Origin of the sequence: Enterobacter sp. J49, assembly GCF_002148625.1 — a bacterium.
Lineage (GTDB): Bacteria > Pseudomonadota > Gammaproteobacteria > Enterobacterales > Enterobacteriaceae > Enterobacter > Enterobacter ludwigii.
In genome coordinates, this window is sequence record NZ_MWPY01000037.1 from 763,342 (window position 1) to 778,297 (window position 14,956).

Sequence of the window (14,956 nt, forward strand, 5' to 3'; positions counted from 1 at the left end):
CCGTATGACGAATACCCCTGCGATGAACCGCTACAGCTGGTATGGCAAACTGCCCAGCGCCGGAGATTTTTTGCAGCGTCGCTTTCCTGACACCCTGCAACGCCAGTGGTCACACTGGTTCCAGGTCGGCCTGCTGGCCTGGCAGCAGGAAGAGCAGCGCAGCGGTGAGCGCCCGTTTAACAAAGCGCCGGTCTGGAATTTTGTCGTACCGCCGATGCTGGGCAGCCAGATGATTCAGATGGGCTGCCTGCTGCCGGGACGTGACAGCGTTGGTCGACAATATCCGGTCTGCATTCAGCTCAGCTTTGCCCCCGCGGACTGGTCGTCACGCCTGCTCAGTCAGGCTGAAAGCTGGTATCAGCAGATTGGCCGTCTGGGCCTGCATGCGGTACGTAACAGTTTTTCTGCCTCACAGCTCGATGACATGCTGATGTCCATTCCGGCACCGCAGCCCGTCGAGCCGCAAAAGCGCTCAGATATTCTCGACGTGATTGGTTATGACGAAGACGGCCAGAGCACGCTGGGCTGGCCTCAGGCAGCAGAGTGCTTTGACCCGCTTCGCCAGACCAGCTACTGGTGGACCAACCGCTGCGACGGCTACCCGCTCTACACCCATGTTCACAGCGGGAACTTCACCGGGCAGCTCTTTACGCTGCTGTTCGACCCGGCAGGTGGCGCCCGCCCGGGCCGTCACGGTCTCTATCCGCCCATGTTTGAATAAGCAGGGATCTTATGAATATCGAAGAATTTCTCGCGCCAATAAGCCCCGACAAGCCCTGTGGCGAAAACCTGGAGTATGACGCTGATTTCCAGCTCATGAATCAGGCCAGCCAGGGCAAAGCAGAGCAGCAGTTTGGCGACACCATCATTCCGGCAGAACCTGCTGACTGGAATACGGTGGAAAAATTCGCCACCAGCCTGCTGAGCCGCACCAAAGATCTGCGCGTCATGCTGGCGTTAACGCATGCATGGACACGTCGCCGCGGCCTTGCGGGCTACGCCGACGGGTTGTTACTGGTGCAGGAGGCGATCACGCGTTACTGGGAGCCGCTCTATCCGCTGCTGGAAGAGTATGGCGAAACCGACCCGTTTTACCGCATTAACGCCCTGGCCGGGCTGAGTGATAAGTCTGACCTGACCGTCGCCGTGCGTAACGCCTCACTGCTGCGATCAAATGGCGATGAAATTTCACTTCGCGACGCGCAGGCACTGCTGGATGGCAGTAAAACCGAATGTCCGGATTACCCCGGTGGCCGTCCAAGACTGATTGACGAGCTGGCCCGCGGCGATCAGCCGGGCACGTCGGCGGTGATAGTGATTAACGAACGGCTGCTGGCCATTCGCGAGTTGCTCACCGGCCATCTTGGTGAAAGCGGCGTTCCGGAGATGGAACAGCTGCTGAAAACCGTCGGGCTGGTCGCCAGCGCCTGTCAGGTGACCGACATCAGCAAGCTGCTGCCCAACCGGGAGGCACAGGCTGAGCTCAGCGCTGAACCTCAACCGGCGGTCGCACAACCCGTTCAGCAGGTTACAGACTGGCGCAGCGTGCAGGTCACCAGCCGCGCCGATGCACAGCTGATGCTGGAGAAAGCCAAACAGTATTTTGCGCAGTACGAACCGAGCCACCCCGCACCGTTGATGATTGAACGGGTGCAGCGGCTGTCAGAACTTAACTTTATGGACATTATTCGCGACCTGGCGCCAGACGGCGTTAACCAACTGGAAAACATCTTTGGACGCCGCGAATAACGCGTCCTGGCATTATGACGACAGGCATGGAGCCTGCCGTTTCACCTTCACCGCGCATCTTTGATGGAGAACATCATGGCAATGAGTAACAGTGGGCAGAAATTTATCGCACGTAACCGTGCCCCCCGCGTGCAGATCGAGTACGACGTAGAGATCTACGGTGCAGAACGTAAAATTCAGCTGCCGTTTGTGATGGGCGTCATGGCCGATCTGGTCGGCAAACCGGTGGAAAACCTGCCGGCAGTCGATGAGCGCAAATTCCTCGAAATCGACATTGATAACTTTGACGAGCGCATGAAAGCGCTGAAACCTCGCGTGGCGTTCCAGGTGGATAACACGCTGACCGGCGAAGGTAAGCTCAACGTTGATCTGACCTTCGACAGCATGGACGACTTCCTGCCGGACGCGGTAGCCCGCAAGGTTGAGCCGTTGAACAAGCTGCTGGAAGCACGTACTCAACTCTCCAACCTGCTGACCTATATGGATGGCAAAAACGGCGCGGAAGAGCTGATCGCTAAAATTCTGCAGGATCCGACGCTGCTCAAATCTCTGAGCCAGTTGCCGAAAAATGACGAAAGCGCGAAAGGTAGCGAGGAATAATCGATGAGCAACCAGACTCAACAACACGAGCAGCAGAGTGGTCAGGCGTTCAGCCAGGATGAATTCAGCGCGCTGCTGAACAAAGAGTTCCGCCCGAAAACCGATCAGGCGCGCTCCGCGGTGGAAAGTGCGGTAAAAACGCTGGCGCAGCAGGCGCTGGAAAATACCGTGACCTTCTCCAGTGACACCTACCGCACCATTCAGAACCTGATTGCCGGTATCGACGAGCAGCTGTCTCAGCAGGTGAACCAGATTATTCACCATGAAGAGTTCCAGAAGCTGGAGAGCGCCTGGCGCGGTCTGAGCTACCTGGTGAACAACACTGAAACCGACGAGATGCTGAAGATCCGCTTTATGAGCATCTCCAAGCAGGAGCTGGGTCGTACCCTGAAACGCTTTAAGGGCGTGGGCTGGGACCAGAGCCCAATCTTCAAGAAAATCTACGAGCAGGAGTACGGTCAGTTTGGTGGCGAGCCGTTTGGCTGCATCGTCGGCGACTACTACTTCGACCACAGTCCGCAGGACGTTGAACTGCTGGGCGAGATGGCGCGTATCGGCTCGGCGGCCCACTGTCCGTTTATCACCGGTACCGCACCGGGCGTGATGCAGATGGAGTCCTGGCAGGAACTCGCGAACCCGCGCGACCTGACAAAAATCTTCCAGAACACCGAGTATGCCGCGTGGCGTTCACTGCGTGAATCCGAAGATGCGCGCTACCTTGGCCTGGTGATGCCGCGCTTCCTGTCGCGTCTGCCGTACGGTATTCGCACTAACCCGGTCGACAGCTTCGATTTCGAAGAGCAGACCGATGGCGCGAACCACAACAGCTACTCCTGGGCGAACGCCGCGTATGCCATGGCTGCCAACATCAACCGCTCCTTTAAAGAGTACGGCTGGTGCACTTCAATCCGCGGCGTGGAGTCCGGCGGGGCGGTTGAAAACCTGCCATGTCACACCTTCCCGAGCGACGACGGCGGCGTGGACATGAAATGCCCGACCGAGATCGCCATCAGCGATCGTCGTGAAGCCGAGCTGGCGAAGAACGGCTTTATGCCGCTGGTTCATCGCAAAAACTCTGACTTTGCCGCCTTCATCGGCGCGCAGTCTCTGCAGAAACCGGCTGAGTACCACGACCCGGATGCGACCGCTAACGCGCGTCTGGCATCCCGTCTGCCGTACCTGTTCGCCTGCTGCCGCTTTGCCCACTACCTGAAGTGCATCGTGCGCGACAAAATTGGCTCCTTCCGTGAACGTGAAGAGATGGAACGCTGGCTGAACGACTGGGTGATGAACTATGTGGACGGCGACCCGGCTAACTCCTCACAGGAGACCAAGTCCCGTAAACCGCTGGCGGCTGCCGAAGTGCAGGTGCAGGAAATTGAAGATAACCCGGGCTACTACGCCGCGAAATTCTTCCTGCGTCCACACTACCAGCTGGAAGGTCTGACCGTTTCTCTGCGTCTGGTTTCTAAACTGCCGTCACTGAAGACGAAAGACGCGTGATGATGATTGCCGCCGGGAGGCCTTACCCGGCGCTTGCTTTATAGCATGGAAATGTGAGAGGAAATATGACCGCGAGACCTTCGTTTGTTGCTGCCTGGGCGGCGGCAACACGTATTTACGATACAAATGATTCTATCGGCAAAGTTAAGCAAATTATCGGCGGCAAGGTTAAGCACAACTTCGAAATACCGCAAGATCAGGGTGGGTGGTCAAATAGTTGTGCCGTACGCATGAGTTATGTTCTGAACTATACCGGGCATCCCGTCCCGCGTATTGCAAATCTCACGGTATCCGGTGCTGATAATAAATGGTACTTCTATCGGGTAAAGGATGTTATTGCCTGGTTGACGCGTCAGTGGGGTAAACCTGACATGGTCGTGAGTTATCCTTCCTTACCCGTTCAACAATTAGCCAACAAAAAGGGCGTAATTCTGTTTGAGGTACAGGGCTGGAGTGACGCCGCAGGTCATGCCACATTCTGGAATGGTTTAACCTGTTCGGATCATTGTTATTTCAATGCACCGGAGACGAATTACACGACGACCAAAGCCAATTTTTGGGAGTTGCCATGAAAAAAATAATTGCCAGTCTACTGTTGCTTACCAGTTCCGCCTCTGTTTATGCAACTGACGATCCGGTGTTGTTTGTCAAAAAAATGCCTTATAAGCAAGTTGTTAAAGACGTTGTTTTTTCTCGCTGTCTGGCACAAGTTTCAGATGATAAAAGCCAGTTTTCTCTGGATGCAGCCCGTAGCAGTAGTGCATTACTGGAATGGGTGCCTTTCGATATTGAAAATGGCAATGACAAAATTAATGCCCTTATTGATAAATATAAAGGCGCAACCAATGCCTTTCATTCTGAGATAAAACCCGATGTCAAAGGCGTAACGTTAAACTGTCTACGTCTTTATCATAGTGACGAAATTAATAAACTTGTACCTCAATTAATTATCGGCAATCCTGACCGTACCTGGCTTCAGGATAATCCGCAGTAGTAAAGACTTCACATTCTTTCCTTTCATTCAGGGGGAATGTCAAGACTGTCAAATGACACGGGTCATTTGATATGAGGCAGAGGTAAAATATGGACGGTTTTATTCAGCCCCATGCTTTCCTGTTTGCCATATAAGTGCTTTTTCGAAAGCAATATTGTTCATCCACGAAGAGTAGATATTATGGCTATTGATATGTTTCTGAAGGTCGAGGGTGTTACGGGCGAATCTAAAGATTCTAACCACACCGGCTGGACTGATATTACCTCCTTCTCCTGGGGCGCTTCCCAGCCAGGTAATATGAGTGTTGGTGGCGGCGGCGGTGCCGGTAAAGTTAACTTTAACGATCTGCACGTTAACGCTCTGATCGACAAATCCACTACAGCAATTCTCAAACACTGCGCAAGCGGTAAGCACCTGACTAAAGTTGAACTGTCCGTGTGCAAAGCGGGTGGTCAGCAAGTTGAATATACCCGCATCACACTGGAAGATGTGCTGGTAACTTCTGTTCAGTACACCGGTGCGGACAACGGCGACACCGTTGGTGTGACCTATGCATTCCAGGCTGCGAAAGTGAAACAGCAGTACTGGGAGCAGACCACTGCTGGTGGTAAAGGTGCTGAAAGCAGCGCTGGCTGGAACATTAAAGAAAACAAAGAAGCGTAATTGCGTACGTGGCCAGGGGAGTTTTTCCCTGGCCCTACGTATTAGTCAAAACTTTGCAAAGAGATCGAGTAATGAGCGTAAAATCAATGGTTGCACCTGGGTATTGTATTGTTCAGCAGCCCGGGACGTTGGATTTTCAGGCGAGGCTTCTGTTTAATAATCCTAATAGCGATGCAGCGCGTCATTTTATGCAAATTAATAGCGATACTCAATGGTCCAAACCTGGTCAAATGTTAATTGTCAATGATCCAGGAAACAATAATGCAGTGCAACTTAAACAACTGCAAATCGCAAAACAGAAAGTTAATAGTTCTCTGGCGGATCTTAATTCAGGTGAGGCTAATTTCCTCTCTCAGCACTATGGCACAATTGCCGCAGTCACAAACTTTATGGATAAGTCCCTTGGTGTGGTTTCTGATGCGGGTGACAAATACTTCAGTGAAATCGAAAAAAAATTAAAATCCATTGAGTTGGCCTATCAAAATCAGTACAGAACGCAAGGGACATTAATAGGGCAACAGTTTTTTGTTGAGCGTCAACGATTGTTCTCTGAGTTAGATGTTTTATTAAATAAACTTTCCAGATTAACTCTTAAAATGAAACCTTATAATGAACTCAGACATGCATTAGGTTTATCGAGCAGATCAATTGTGCATGAATGGAGCACTGCCGGTGTTGGTTCTATTCGGGGTTATTCAACATACATTGATAATGCTTCAAAGGCCGCTCGTTTTCTTAAAATGGGGGGATGGCTTGCAATAGGCTTTGCAGGTGCAAATACGACCAATGAAGTTTACAATGCGTGTACCGTTGGACGAGAGCAGAATTGCTCAAAAGTTGCTGTAAAAAAATACAGTAGCTTTGGTGCAGGTCTTGCTGGTGGCATTTACGGTGGCAAATATGGTGCCATAGCCGGGGCGGGAGTTTGCGTTGCGCTGGGAGTTGCAACTGGCGGTGTAGGATTGCTCGCATGCTCTATTGTCGGTGCGGCTGCGGGTGGATACGCTGGTAGCGAAATAGCAGGTGGAGCAACAGAGTATATGATGGATAAATTATGGTAAATCTCGAGAATTTACTTTTATTGCTTACTGTGGGTTTGTTTCTCGTTGTTGTAATTATGGATCTGTTTAGTTCTCGTTATTTTAAAAAACACGAGGCTGACTATAATCAGCTCCTTTCTGACTACAGACGCAAAGGTTATGATCTCGATCTGGTAACAAATTACGCTTCTTTTTTTGGATCACTGGCAAACTATCAAAAAATAATCTGGTTTATTCGTCTTCATAAGGGCGTGAAGATGAAGTTTACTCGCGACAGGCTGGTGCAGGAAGAAGCTTATAAATATATTCAATCATTACCAGATGAAAAAATTGCCTGGATGCTAAAACTGCATCGTCGTTATAAAGTGCAGGCATTAATATTCACTCTATGGCTCATTGTTGGATTATTTTTTGTAAATTTCATTAAATAGTTTTGTTGATATTCTCTTCCTCAAACGCCGCCGTTCTCGCCCCGAGAGCGGCAGCGTTTGAGCGCTAATCATACCAGCAGGAATACGCCATGCGATTCACGATTATTTCTACAAAACCCGGTCATCAGCCGCCGCAGAGCAGCTGTGATTTTTATGCCCCGGGCGGCACCATTGGGCGCGGTACGGATAACAATCTGGTATTGCCGGACAATGACCGCACCATCTCGCGTTTGCAGGCCATTGTTCACGTTGACGCCCAGGGCGAATGCCGCGTCACTAACCGTGGCAGCGTCACCCGCGTGGTATTGAATGACATTCCGCTTGAGCGCGGGCGTCAGGTTGAGCTGCAGGATGGGGACATTCTCGGTATTGATGATTACCGTATCGAAGTGACCGAACTGATTCATGATACGCAGCCAGTCAGCCGCATGGCGGCGACCATGCAGCAGCAGGCGCGTCCAGCCGCGGCCCCTGCGGCAGCCCCGCAGCCAAAGCCTGCGAGCGCCGCCCCGCGCGGGAAGGCGGAACCGACTGCTGTGCCGTCGGAAATCTGGGATAGCCTGATGCAGGAGTTCTCTATCTCCGACAGCATTTCCAGTTCTCGGGCGAAGCCGCAGCCGGCAGCGTCGCACGATCCGTTCTCCCAGCCTGTCGCACCTGAGCGTAACGCTGAAGATCCGCTGGCGATGTTCAATGACAGCGATCCGAAGCTTGAGCGTAAGAACGTGGATCCGGATACGCTGTTCAGTGACGAAGCATTGTTCAAAAAAGAGAGCATTTTTGACGACGTCACCCCGTCTACGCTGGTGCCGCCCAATGAAGCTAAACCTGCGCAGCCACAAGAAGAGCAGACGGATGAACTCGATCCGCTGGCACTGTTTGGCGGTAGTGCCAGCGCACCTGCTGCACGAAATGATGACCCCCTCGGGTTGATGGGCGGGGCACCGTTAACCCATCCGGATGAGATTGTCGGCGATAAGCCAGAGACCGTCGTTGAGCCAGAACTGACGCCAGAGCCGCAAGCAGAACAGGAAGAGGACGTCCTTGCCGCTTCTCCGCTGTTTGCTCCTGAGCCGCAGGTGCCGCCGCGCACGGAAGAAGAAGAGCCGGCGCGACCGGATTATGCCGGCTTCACCATGCCAACCCCGCAGGCCGTGGCGCGCAGTAATGCCCAGGCACCTAAAGGGCGTTTGCGTATTGACCCGGTCAAAAACGCGGCGTCGCCAGCAGCCCATAATGGCGAAAAGGGTGAAGTACTGCAGGGCGAATTACTTGAGGCACTGCTGGAAGGGATGGGGCTCAGCGAAATGCAGCCCGTCCCTCAGTTTGACCGTGAAAATATGCGTCAGCTGGGGCAAATTCTGGGCATGTTCTCTCAGGGCACCGTGGCGCTGCTTTCTTCGCGCTCCATTCTCAAGCGCGGCGTAAAAGCCGATATGACCATGGTACTTGATGATGCCAACAACCCGTTCAAACTGTTGCCGACCGGGAAAACCGTTCTGATCCAGATGTTCGGTACGCCAATGCCGGGCTTTATGCCGCCGACAAAATCCGTGCGTGACGCGCTGATCGATCTGCAGGCGCATCAGCTGGGTATGATCTCCGGTATCCGCGCAATCATTGCCGCCATGCTGCAATCCTTCAACCCGGAACAGCTGGAAGAGCAGGCGAAGCAGAACGGGATGACCTCCCGGCTGGCGCTGCCGGGCAGCCGCAAAGCCGCGTTGTGGGACTACTTTGTCCGCAGCTACGGTGAAACGGCAGGCGAGATTGAGGATGACTTCCACACCCTGTTTGGCGAAGCCTTCCTTCATGCTTATGACATGGAGGTAAATCAGTACAAAGACTCACAGAGCGGATCGGAAGAAAAATGAATATCGCAACGGCTTCTCTCTCCCGCCAGGGGACGCGCGCCAGCAACCAGGATCAGACGGGAGAAACCATAGGGGAACGTTCAGCCTGCTTTGTCGTCTGTGATGGTATCGCTGGTCTGCCGGGCGGTGAGGTGGCCGCTGAACTGGCCCGCAACAGTATTATCTCCCGCTTCGATGGCGACAAGCACCTGAACGCGCAGCATATTCGCGACTATGTGCAAACGGCGAATCGCACCATTCTCAGCGAACAGCAGGCGGTTCAGGATTATCGTCGAATGGGCACCACGCTGGTCAGTCTGTTTATCGACAGAGATTACCGGCTGGCCTACTGGGCACATGCCGGGGACAGCCGCCTGTATCTGTTTCGCCGGGGCTGGCTGTGGCATGTCACCACCGATCACAGCCTGGTTCAGCAGATGAAAGATGCAGGGCACGACACCGATAACCTCAACAGCAATCTGCTCTATCTGGCGCTGGGTATTGAAAACGGTGGGCCAGAAGCGAGCTACAGCGATGTGGTGCAGGTCGAAGACGGAGATGCATTTCTACTCTGTACAGACGGTTTCTGGCACGGCGTCAGCGAAGAACAGATGAAACAGTCGCTGCACATGGTTAACACGCCACAAGAGTGGCTGACCTTAATGAACCAAATCATCCAAAAGAATGGCGAACAGGAGAGGAATGCTCAGGATAACTATACCGCCCTGGCGGTATGGATGGGCAACCCTCAGGACACCACTTTGCTGCATACGCTTTCTGACGCAGCACAATTTCTTCCCTGCGGAACTGATTAGACACACAAGGAACGATATGAAACTTTGGCTATCGGGTTTAGCACTTCTGGCGGTGGCGTCCACCGCGCAGGCTGAGAATTTCCGCATCGTGCAGTCTCCTGCGCAGAAGCTGGATATCTGGATTGATGACATCAAAGACAACACCCCACAGAGCTGGTGTAAGTCAGAGATTGCGCTGCGTATCGTGGCGAATGGCAACAAAGACGTTTCGGTTCTGGAGAACTTTGTCCCGCGTCTGGGCTCGCTGCTGGAACACCAGTGCAGCAAAGTCAGTAAACTGAGCTGGACGCTGAACGATCCGTCCGGGACGACGCTGGCGCAGGGGACAGCAGGCAAAGCGCAGGACTGGGCGCTGGTGGTAAAACAGCAGCAGACTGCGCCAGTGAGTACTCCGGCCAGCGGTGCGTTGCTGCCGCCGGACCAGAACGCGGAAACCCACACGGTTGCTGCCGATCGCACGCCGTGGCAGGAATTTACCCTTCAGGACGGCTGCCATCTGCGTACCTTCTGGGAAGGGGGCTCGTCTGCTCCGGCGCTCTTTATTCCGGATTCAGACACCACCCGCTGCGGAAACGGGAGCTGGCTGAGTGGTCACACGGTTATCTCCCAGTCCCGTAATGGTGGACAAAAAGAGATACCGGTGACCTACATTCACGGCTTCCCGGTCATGGGACTGAATCAAAGTGCCGACCCGGAAAACGCGCTGATCACCTCTGTCAACAAAGAGCGCATGGTTTTCAGCACCTCCAACAGCGACCAGAGCTGGATGATCCTGCCTTACGACAGCAGCCTCAACGGCTGGAAAAGCAACGGCACGGTGGCCGTGGAGATTTCACGAGAGACCGCCAGCGACGATGCAAAACTGCAGGCGCGTATCGCTGCGGTGAAAAAAATCTGGGGCGCCTGGGTTACTCCTGGCACAACGCTCAATATCGTCCTGATTGACACCCTGCGCCCTCAGCTGCGCGATCCGGCAGTCGGCGCCTGGCGCGCGGCAAACTAAGGAATGGCTATGAATACGCTCTATCAACACCTGGCGGGTGAATCGCTGAGTGACGCGCTGGTGCGTCTTGAAGCTGAGATCAAAGCCCGTCCGGCCGATGCCGATCTCCGCGCCGCGTTTGTGCAGTTTTTGACCCTCAGTGGTAACTGGACGCGTGCCCTGACTCAGCTGAAAAGCTGGCTGGCACTTAAGCCCCAGGCTAAACCAACCGTTACCCTGCTGGAGCAGTCCATCCAGGGGGAGCTGCAGCGCGCGCAGGTGATGGCGGGGCAGGCTCGTCCTGCCATGCCTGAAACGCAGTGGCCGTGGCTTACCACGCTTGCCGCCGCGCTTAATGACGCGGGAGAGCGTGCTCAGGCGCTGCGTCTGGAAGCCCTTGAGCAGGCGCAGGCAACGGCGGGGCAAATCACGCTTGAGAATGACGAGACGCAGGCATTCGCATGGCTGATGGACGGCGATGCTCGTCTGGGGCCCGTGTGTGAAACCATCGTCAACGGCCGTTATTTCTGGCTGCCGTTTAACGCCATCGCCGAGATCCGTTTCCAGGCCCCTGCCAGCGTGACTGACCTGGTGTGGCGTCATGCGCTGGTGCGCCTGACGGACGGTACCGAACAGGTTTGCCAGATCCCGGCGCGCTATCCTTTCGCAGCGGATGCGTCTGACGCGGTTAAGCTCGCGCGCACCACCGAATGGCTGCCGCTCGACAATGACGGCACGCTGTATGAAGGCATGGGGCAGAAAGCCTGGCTTAGCGAGCAAAGCGAAAGCCCATTGCTGTCGTTGAACCTGGTGACGTTTGCTGCGGATGGAGCCCATGAGTAATCCCGCTGGCGAAGGCGATCTGCTGCGCAGCGGCTGGCAAGCCCGCAGCAAGCAGGAGAAGGTGGGGGCACGCGATAAAATGCAGCCCTCGCTGCTGGATCGCCTCACCGATAACGATCCGGAAAAAAAACGCGAGTCCGCCAACAGTAATCTGATTACCCACGCCGCCCTGCGCCGCAACGTGCTGCGGGATCTGCAGTGGTTGTTTAACACCATCAACCATGACGCATCCGGTGACCTGAGCGCGCTGCCGCATGTGAACCGCTCGGTGGTTAATTTTGGCGTCGCGCCGCTGGCCGGGAAAAGAATGTCAGACATTGAATGGCACGACATTCAGCGCAAGCTTACCGAGGCCATCATTCACTTTGAACCGCGTATTTTGCCGCAGGGACTGCAGGTCCGCTGCGTGTCAGACACCTCGTCACTGGATCTGCACAACGTGTTGTCCATTGAGATAAAAGGGCGTCTGTGGTGTGTGCCGTACCCGCTGGAGTTTCTGTTTCGCACCGATGTCGATCTGGAAAACGGCCATTTTGAACTGAAAGATGCGGGGTGATCATGGAAAGTAAACTGCTCGAATATTACAACCGTGAACTGGCCTATCTGCGTGAAATGGGCGCTGAATTTGCCGAGCGCTATCCCAAAGTTGCGGGTCGACTGGGCATGCGCGGCATCGAAGTGGCGGACCCGTATACAGAACGCCTAATGGAGGGGTTCGCGTTCCTGACCTCCCGCGTGCAAATGAAAATGGATGCGGAGTTCCCGCGCTTCTCCCAGCGTTTGCTGGAAATGATTGCGCCAAACTATCTCGCGCCAACCCCCTCAATGGCGATTGCTGAAATCCAGCCCGACAGCACGCGTGGCGATCTGAGCAACGGTTTTAAGGTGCCGCGCGGCACCATGATGGACAGCCTGGCGCTGAAAAAGACCGGGGTCACCTGCAGCTACACCACGGCGCATGAAGTTAATCTACTGCCGCTGAAAATCGATAAGGTCGAGCTGGGCGGTGTGCCTGCCGATCTGCCGCTGGCGCAGCTGGGCCTGAGCCAGCGGGGGATCAACAGCGCGTTACGGATCCGCATTGCCTGCGATGGCCCGCAGCATCTTGGGCATCTGGATTTTGACCGTCTGGAGTTTTTCCTCAGCGGCCCGGATATTGAAGCGCTCAAGCTGCTTGAGCTGGTCATGGAGCACCACGCCGGGATTGTCTGCCAGACCGTTAGCAAGCACCCGCAGCGACAGCTGCTCTCTGCGGATGCCTTACGACAGGAAGGGTTTGAGCCGGACCAGGCGCTGCTTCCGGACGACCTGCGCAACTTTGACGGCTATCGTCTGCTGCAGGAATACTTTGCGTTTCCGGCACGGTTCCGCTTTATCAGCCTCAGCGGTCTGGGCAAGCTTATCCAGCGCTGTGAAAATGAAAAAGCGTTCGATATTTTCATCCTGCTGGATAAAAGCGATGAGCAGCTGGAGCGGGTGGTTGATGCCAGCCATCTGGCGATGCATTGCACGCCGGTGATCAACCTTTTCCCGAAAGTGGCGGCGCGGCAGAAGCTGAGTGAGAGCCAGCATGAATATCATCTGGTGGTGGATAACATCCGTCCCCTGGATTATGAAATTTATGCGGTAAACAAAATCTTCGGCAGTGCCGACGGCCAGCGTGACGACCAGACGTTTCGTCCTTTCTGGAGCACCTGGAGCGGTGATGCGGGCAACTATGGCGCCTATTTTTCCCTGCGCCGCGAGCAGCGAGTGCTCTCTGAACATGCCCTGCGCTACGGCACCCGCACCGGTTATATCGGCTCCGAAGTCTTTGTTTCGCTGGTGGATGAACAGCATGCACCCTGGCAGGAAAATCTGCGCTATATCTCCGCGGAAGTATTGTGCACCAGCCGCGACCTGCCGCTGATGCTTCAGCAGGAGCTCGGACAGTTCATCATGGCCGATTCCATGCCGGTGAAATCCCTGACCCTGCGAAAAGGCCCAACGCCGCCACGCCCGGCTCTGGCCGAAGGGTTTAGCACCTGGCGATTGATCAGCCAGCTGCAGATGAACTATCTCAGCCTGATGGACAGCGAAAACGAAGAGGGTGCCGCCGCCCTGCGTCAGCTGTTAGGGCTGTATGCTAACCTGGCGGAGACGCCGGTTGCGCGTCAGGTTGAGGGCGTTCGCCACTGCGTGCTGGTGCCAGTTCACCGTCGCGTCCCGGAGCCGGGTCCGGTGGTCTTTGCGCGCGGGATCGGCATTACTCTGACGGTGGATGAGCGTGCGTTTTCCGGCGCCAGCCCCTGGCTTTTCGGCAGCGTGCTGGAACGCCTGTTTGCCCGTCTGGTGTCCATCAACAGCTTTACTGAATTCACGCTGAAGAGTCAGCAGCGCGGTGAGATTGGCTACTGGGCACCGCGTATGGGGAAAAGGGCACTACTATGAGCGAAGTCGCCTCCGCGCCGCTGCGTGTCCATCGCCTGACGCCGTTGCCGGACGCTTTCTGGCGCGGCGTTCGAGAGACGCCGTGGCGCTACGATCTGTTCCAGCTATTAAGACGCATTGATGCCCAGGGCGGTGAACGTTATCCGCTGGGGCGCGCGCCGCTGCCGAAATTTGAACCGTTACGTATCGGTCAGCAGCCATCGATGAGCTTTGCGCCGTCAACCCTCGCGCAGGTGCGCCAGCGTGAAGAGAACGGGCTGCACGAGGTGTCTATCCTCAGCTTCGGTCTGTTTGGTCCAAATGGGCCGCTGCCCGTCCATATGACAGAGTACGCCAGGGAGCGTATTCATCATCATCAGGACACCAGCCTGAGCGCGTTTGCCGATCTGTTCCATCATCGCCTGACGCTGTTGTTTTACCGTGCCTGGGCTGATGCGCAGCCCGCCGTCTCTCTTGACCGAGCGGACAATAAACGCTTTGAGGGGTATCTGGCATCCTTGATCGGCATGGGCCAGCCGGGGCAGATGACCAAAGGCAGCCTGAGCGCACATGCCCGTTTTACTCACGCCGGACACCTGACACGTCACGCCCGGGATCCGGAAGGGCTGGAGAAGATCCTGCGCAACTATTTTCACGCCCCGGTAAAACTGGTCACGAACGTGGCGCAGTGGATGCCGCTTTCGCCGCGGGAACAGGCGCAACTGGGTGAAGGGCGTCGTCTGCCGCGGATGGGAGAATCCGCTTTTCTCGGCGTTGCGGTGCGCGACGTGCAGCACAAGTTTCGTATCGAAATCGGCCCACTGAGCGCGGAAGAGTACAACCGCTTCCTGCCAGGCGAAGCGTGGGTCACTGAACTGCGCGACTGGGTACGCCAGTACGCAGGGGTGGAATTTGAATGGGAAACTCGGGTTATTCTGCGCGCCGACGCGGTGCAGGGTGCCTCGCTCGGTAGCGCCGGGCGGTTAGGTTACAACACCTGGCTGGGCCTTCAGCCTCAGCCTGTCCCACGTGGCGATCTGGTGTATCGCGCAGAGCGATAATTTTTCTAACGCA

At 55.3% G+C, this 14,956-nt stretch carries 16 protein-coding genes; all 16 read left to right on the forward strand.

What is annotated here, in order from left to right; all coding sequences use genetic code 11:
- Positions 1–4 precede the first annotated feature (4 nt).
- A complete protein-coding gene (tagF, locus tag BJP35_RS21895) occupies positions 5–721 on the forward strand; it encodes a type VI secretion system-associated protein TagF (protein WP_020883457.1) in 717 nt (238 codons plus the stop codon).
- An 11-nt stretch (positions 722–732) separates the two neighbouring features.
- On the forward strand, positions 733–1,749 hold the full coding sequence (gene tssA / locus BJP35_RS21900; protein WP_020883458.1) for a type VI secretion system protein TssA: 1,017 nt from the start codon (positions 733–735) through the stop codon (positions 1,747–1,749).
- A 75-nt stretch (positions 1,750–1,824) separates the two neighbouring features.
- Positions 1,825–2,349 (forward strand): type VI secretion system contractile sheath small subunit, encoded by a 525-nt coding sequence (tssB, locus tag BJP35_RS21905; RefSeq protein ID WP_008502644.1) that lies wholly within the window; start codon positions 1,825–1,827, stop codon positions 2,347–2,349.
- Positions 2,350–2,352: 3 nt separating this feature from the next.
- The gene (gene tssC, locus BJP35_RS21910) at positions 2,353–3,852 is read left to right on the forward strand and encodes a type VI secretion system contractile sheath large subunit (protein WP_014170549.1); all 1,500 of its coding nucleotides are present in this window, start codon (positions 2,353–2,355) and stop codon (positions 3,850–3,852) included.
- Positions 3,853–3,917: 65 nt separating this feature from the next.
- The gene (locus BJP35_RS21915) at positions 3,918–4,424 is read left to right on the forward strand and encodes a type VI secretion system amidase effector protein Tae4 (RefSeq protein ID WP_086463561.1); all 507 of its coding nucleotides are present in this window, start codon (positions 3,918–3,920) and stop codon (positions 4,422–4,424) included.
- Complete coding sequence (locus BJP35_RS21920; protein WP_086463562.1) at positions 4,421–4,846, forward strand: T6SS amidase immunity protein Tai4 family protein; 426 nt, start codon at positions 4,421–4,423, stop codon at positions 4,844–4,846. The genes BJP35_RS21915 and BJP35_RS21920 overlap by 4 nt, the downstream gene beginning before the upstream one ends.
- Before the next feature lie 180 nt (positions 4,847–5,026).
- Positions 5,027–5,509 carry a type VI secretion system tube protein Hcp gene (locus BJP35_RS21925; protein WP_014884229.1) on the forward strand — a complete coding sequence of 161 codons (483 nt, stop codon included), beginning with the start codon at positions 5,027–5,029 and terminating at the stop codon, positions 5,507–5,509.
- A gap of 71 nt (positions 5,510–5,580) precedes the next feature.
- Positions 5,581–6,570, forward strand: a complete 990-nt coding sequence (locus tag BJP35_RS21930) for a hypothetical protein (protein ID WP_086463563.1) — start codon at positions 5,581–5,583, stop codon at positions 6,568–6,570.
- Entirely contained in the window at positions 6,564–6,980 is a 417-nt protein-coding gene (locus BJP35_RS21935) for a hypothetical protein (protein ID WP_032680802.1), read from the forward strand. The genes BJP35_RS21930 and BJP35_RS21935 overlap by 7 nt, the downstream gene beginning before the upstream one ends.
- Before the next feature lie 89 nt (positions 6,981–7,069).
- Entirely contained in the window at positions 7,070–8,854 is a 1,785-nt protein-coding gene (gene tagH / locus BJP35_RS21940) for a type VI secretion system-associated FHA domain protein TagH (RefSeq protein WP_047744819.1), read from the forward strand.
- The gene (locus BJP35_RS21945) at positions 8,851–9,648 is read left to right on the forward strand and encodes a PP2C family serine/threonine-protein phosphatase (RefSeq protein WP_086463564.1); all 798 of its coding nucleotides are present in this window, start codon (positions 8,851–8,853) and stop codon (positions 9,646–9,648) included. The genes tagH and BJP35_RS21945 overlap by 4 nt, the downstream gene beginning before the upstream one ends.
- A gap of 16 nt (positions 9,649–9,664) precedes the next feature.
- Entirely contained in the window at positions 9,665–10,651 is a 987-nt protein-coding gene (locus BJP35_RS21950; RefSeq protein ID WP_047744818.1) for a hypothetical protein, read from the forward strand.
- Between the two features lie 9 nt (positions 10,652–10,660).
- Complete coding sequence (locus BJP35_RS21955) at positions 10,661–11,473, forward strand: type VI secretion system accessory protein TagJ (RefSeq protein ID WP_041162721.1); 813 nt, start codon at positions 10,661–10,663, stop codon at positions 11,471–11,473.
- Positions 11,466–12,029, forward strand: coding sequence for a type VI secretion system baseplate subunit TssE (gene tssE / locus BJP35_RS21960; protein ID WP_047744817.1), 564 nt, complete (start codon positions 11,466–11,468; stop codon positions 12,027–12,029). The genes BJP35_RS21955 and tssE overlap by 8 nt, the downstream gene beginning before the upstream one ends.
- A gap of 2 nt (positions 12,030–12,031) precedes the next feature.
- Positions 12,032–13,903 carry a type VI secretion system baseplate subunit TssF gene (tssF, locus tag BJP35_RS21965; protein WP_047744816.1) on the forward strand — a complete coding sequence of 624 codons (1,872 nt, stop codon included), beginning with the start codon at positions 12,032–12,034 and terminating at the stop codon, positions 13,901–13,903.
- Positions 13,900–14,943 (forward strand): type VI secretion system baseplate subunit TssG, encoded by a 1,044-nt coding sequence (tssG, locus tag BJP35_RS21970; protein ID WP_025203894.1) that lies wholly within the window; start codon positions 13,900–13,902, stop codon positions 14,941–14,943. The genes tssF and tssG overlap by 4 nt, the downstream gene beginning before the upstream one ends.
- Positions 14,944–14,956: the final 13 nt, after the last annotated feature.

Bases quoted from the DNA above. Each gene is read 5' to 3' on its own strand.
- tagF (WP_020883457.1), top strand. From the start codon at position 5: ATGACGAATACCCCTGCGATGAACCGCTACAGCTGGTATGGCAAACTG.
- tssA (WP_020883458.1), top strand. From the start codon at position 733: ATGAATATCGAAGAATTTCTCGCGCCAATAAGCCCCGACAAGCCCTGT.
- tssB (WP_008502644.1), top strand. From the start codon at position 1,825: ATGGCAATGAGTAACAGTGGGCAGAAATTTATCGCACGTAACCGTGCC.
- tssC (WP_014170549.1), top strand. From the start codon at position 2,353: ATGAGCAACCAGACTCAACAACACGAGCAGCAGAGTGGTCAGGCGTTC.
- BJP35_RS21915 (WP_086463561.1), top strand. From the start codon at position 3,918: ATGACCGCGAGACCTTCGTTTGTTGCTGCCTGGGCGGCGGCAACACGT.
- BJP35_RS21920 (WP_086463562.1), top strand. From the start codon at position 4,421: ATGAAAAAAATAATTGCCAGTCTACTGTTGCTTACCAGTTCCGCCTCT.
- BJP35_RS21925 (WP_014884229.1), top strand. From the start codon at position 5,027: ATGGCTATTGATATGTTTCTGAAGGTCGAGGGTGTTACGGGCGAATCT.
- BJP35_RS21930 (WP_086463563.1), top strand. From the start codon at position 5,581: ATGAGCGTAAAATCAATGGTTGCACCTGGGTATTGTATTGTTCAGCAG.
- BJP35_RS21935 (WP_032680802.1), top strand. From the start codon at position 6,564: ATGGTAAATCTCGAGAATTTACTTTTATTGCTTACTGTGGGTTTGTTT.
- tagH (WP_047744819.1), top strand. From the start codon at position 7,070: ATGCGATTCACGATTATTTCTACAAAACCCGGTCATCAGCCGCCGCAG.
- BJP35_RS21945 (WP_086463564.1), top strand. From the start codon at position 8,851: ATGAATATCGCAACGGCTTCTCTCTCCCGCCAGGGGACGCGCGCCAGC.
- BJP35_RS21950 (WP_047744818.1), top strand. From the start codon at position 9,665: ATGAAACTTTGGCTATCGGGTTTAGCACTTCTGGCGGTGGCGTCCACC.
- BJP35_RS21955 (WP_041162721.1), top strand. From the start codon at position 10,661: ATGAATACGCTCTATCAACACCTGGCGGGTGAATCGCTGAGTGACGCG.
- tssE (WP_047744817.1), top strand. From the start codon at position 11,466: ATGAGTAATCCCGCTGGCGAAGGCGATCTGCTGCGCAGCGGCTGGCAA.
- tssF (WP_047744816.1), top strand. From the start codon at position 12,032: ATGGAAAGTAAACTGCTCGAATATTACAACCGTGAACTGGCCTATCTG.
- tssG (WP_025203894.1), top strand. From the start codon at position 13,900: ATGAGCGAAGTCGCCTCCGCGCCGCTGCGTGTCCATCGCCTGACGCCG.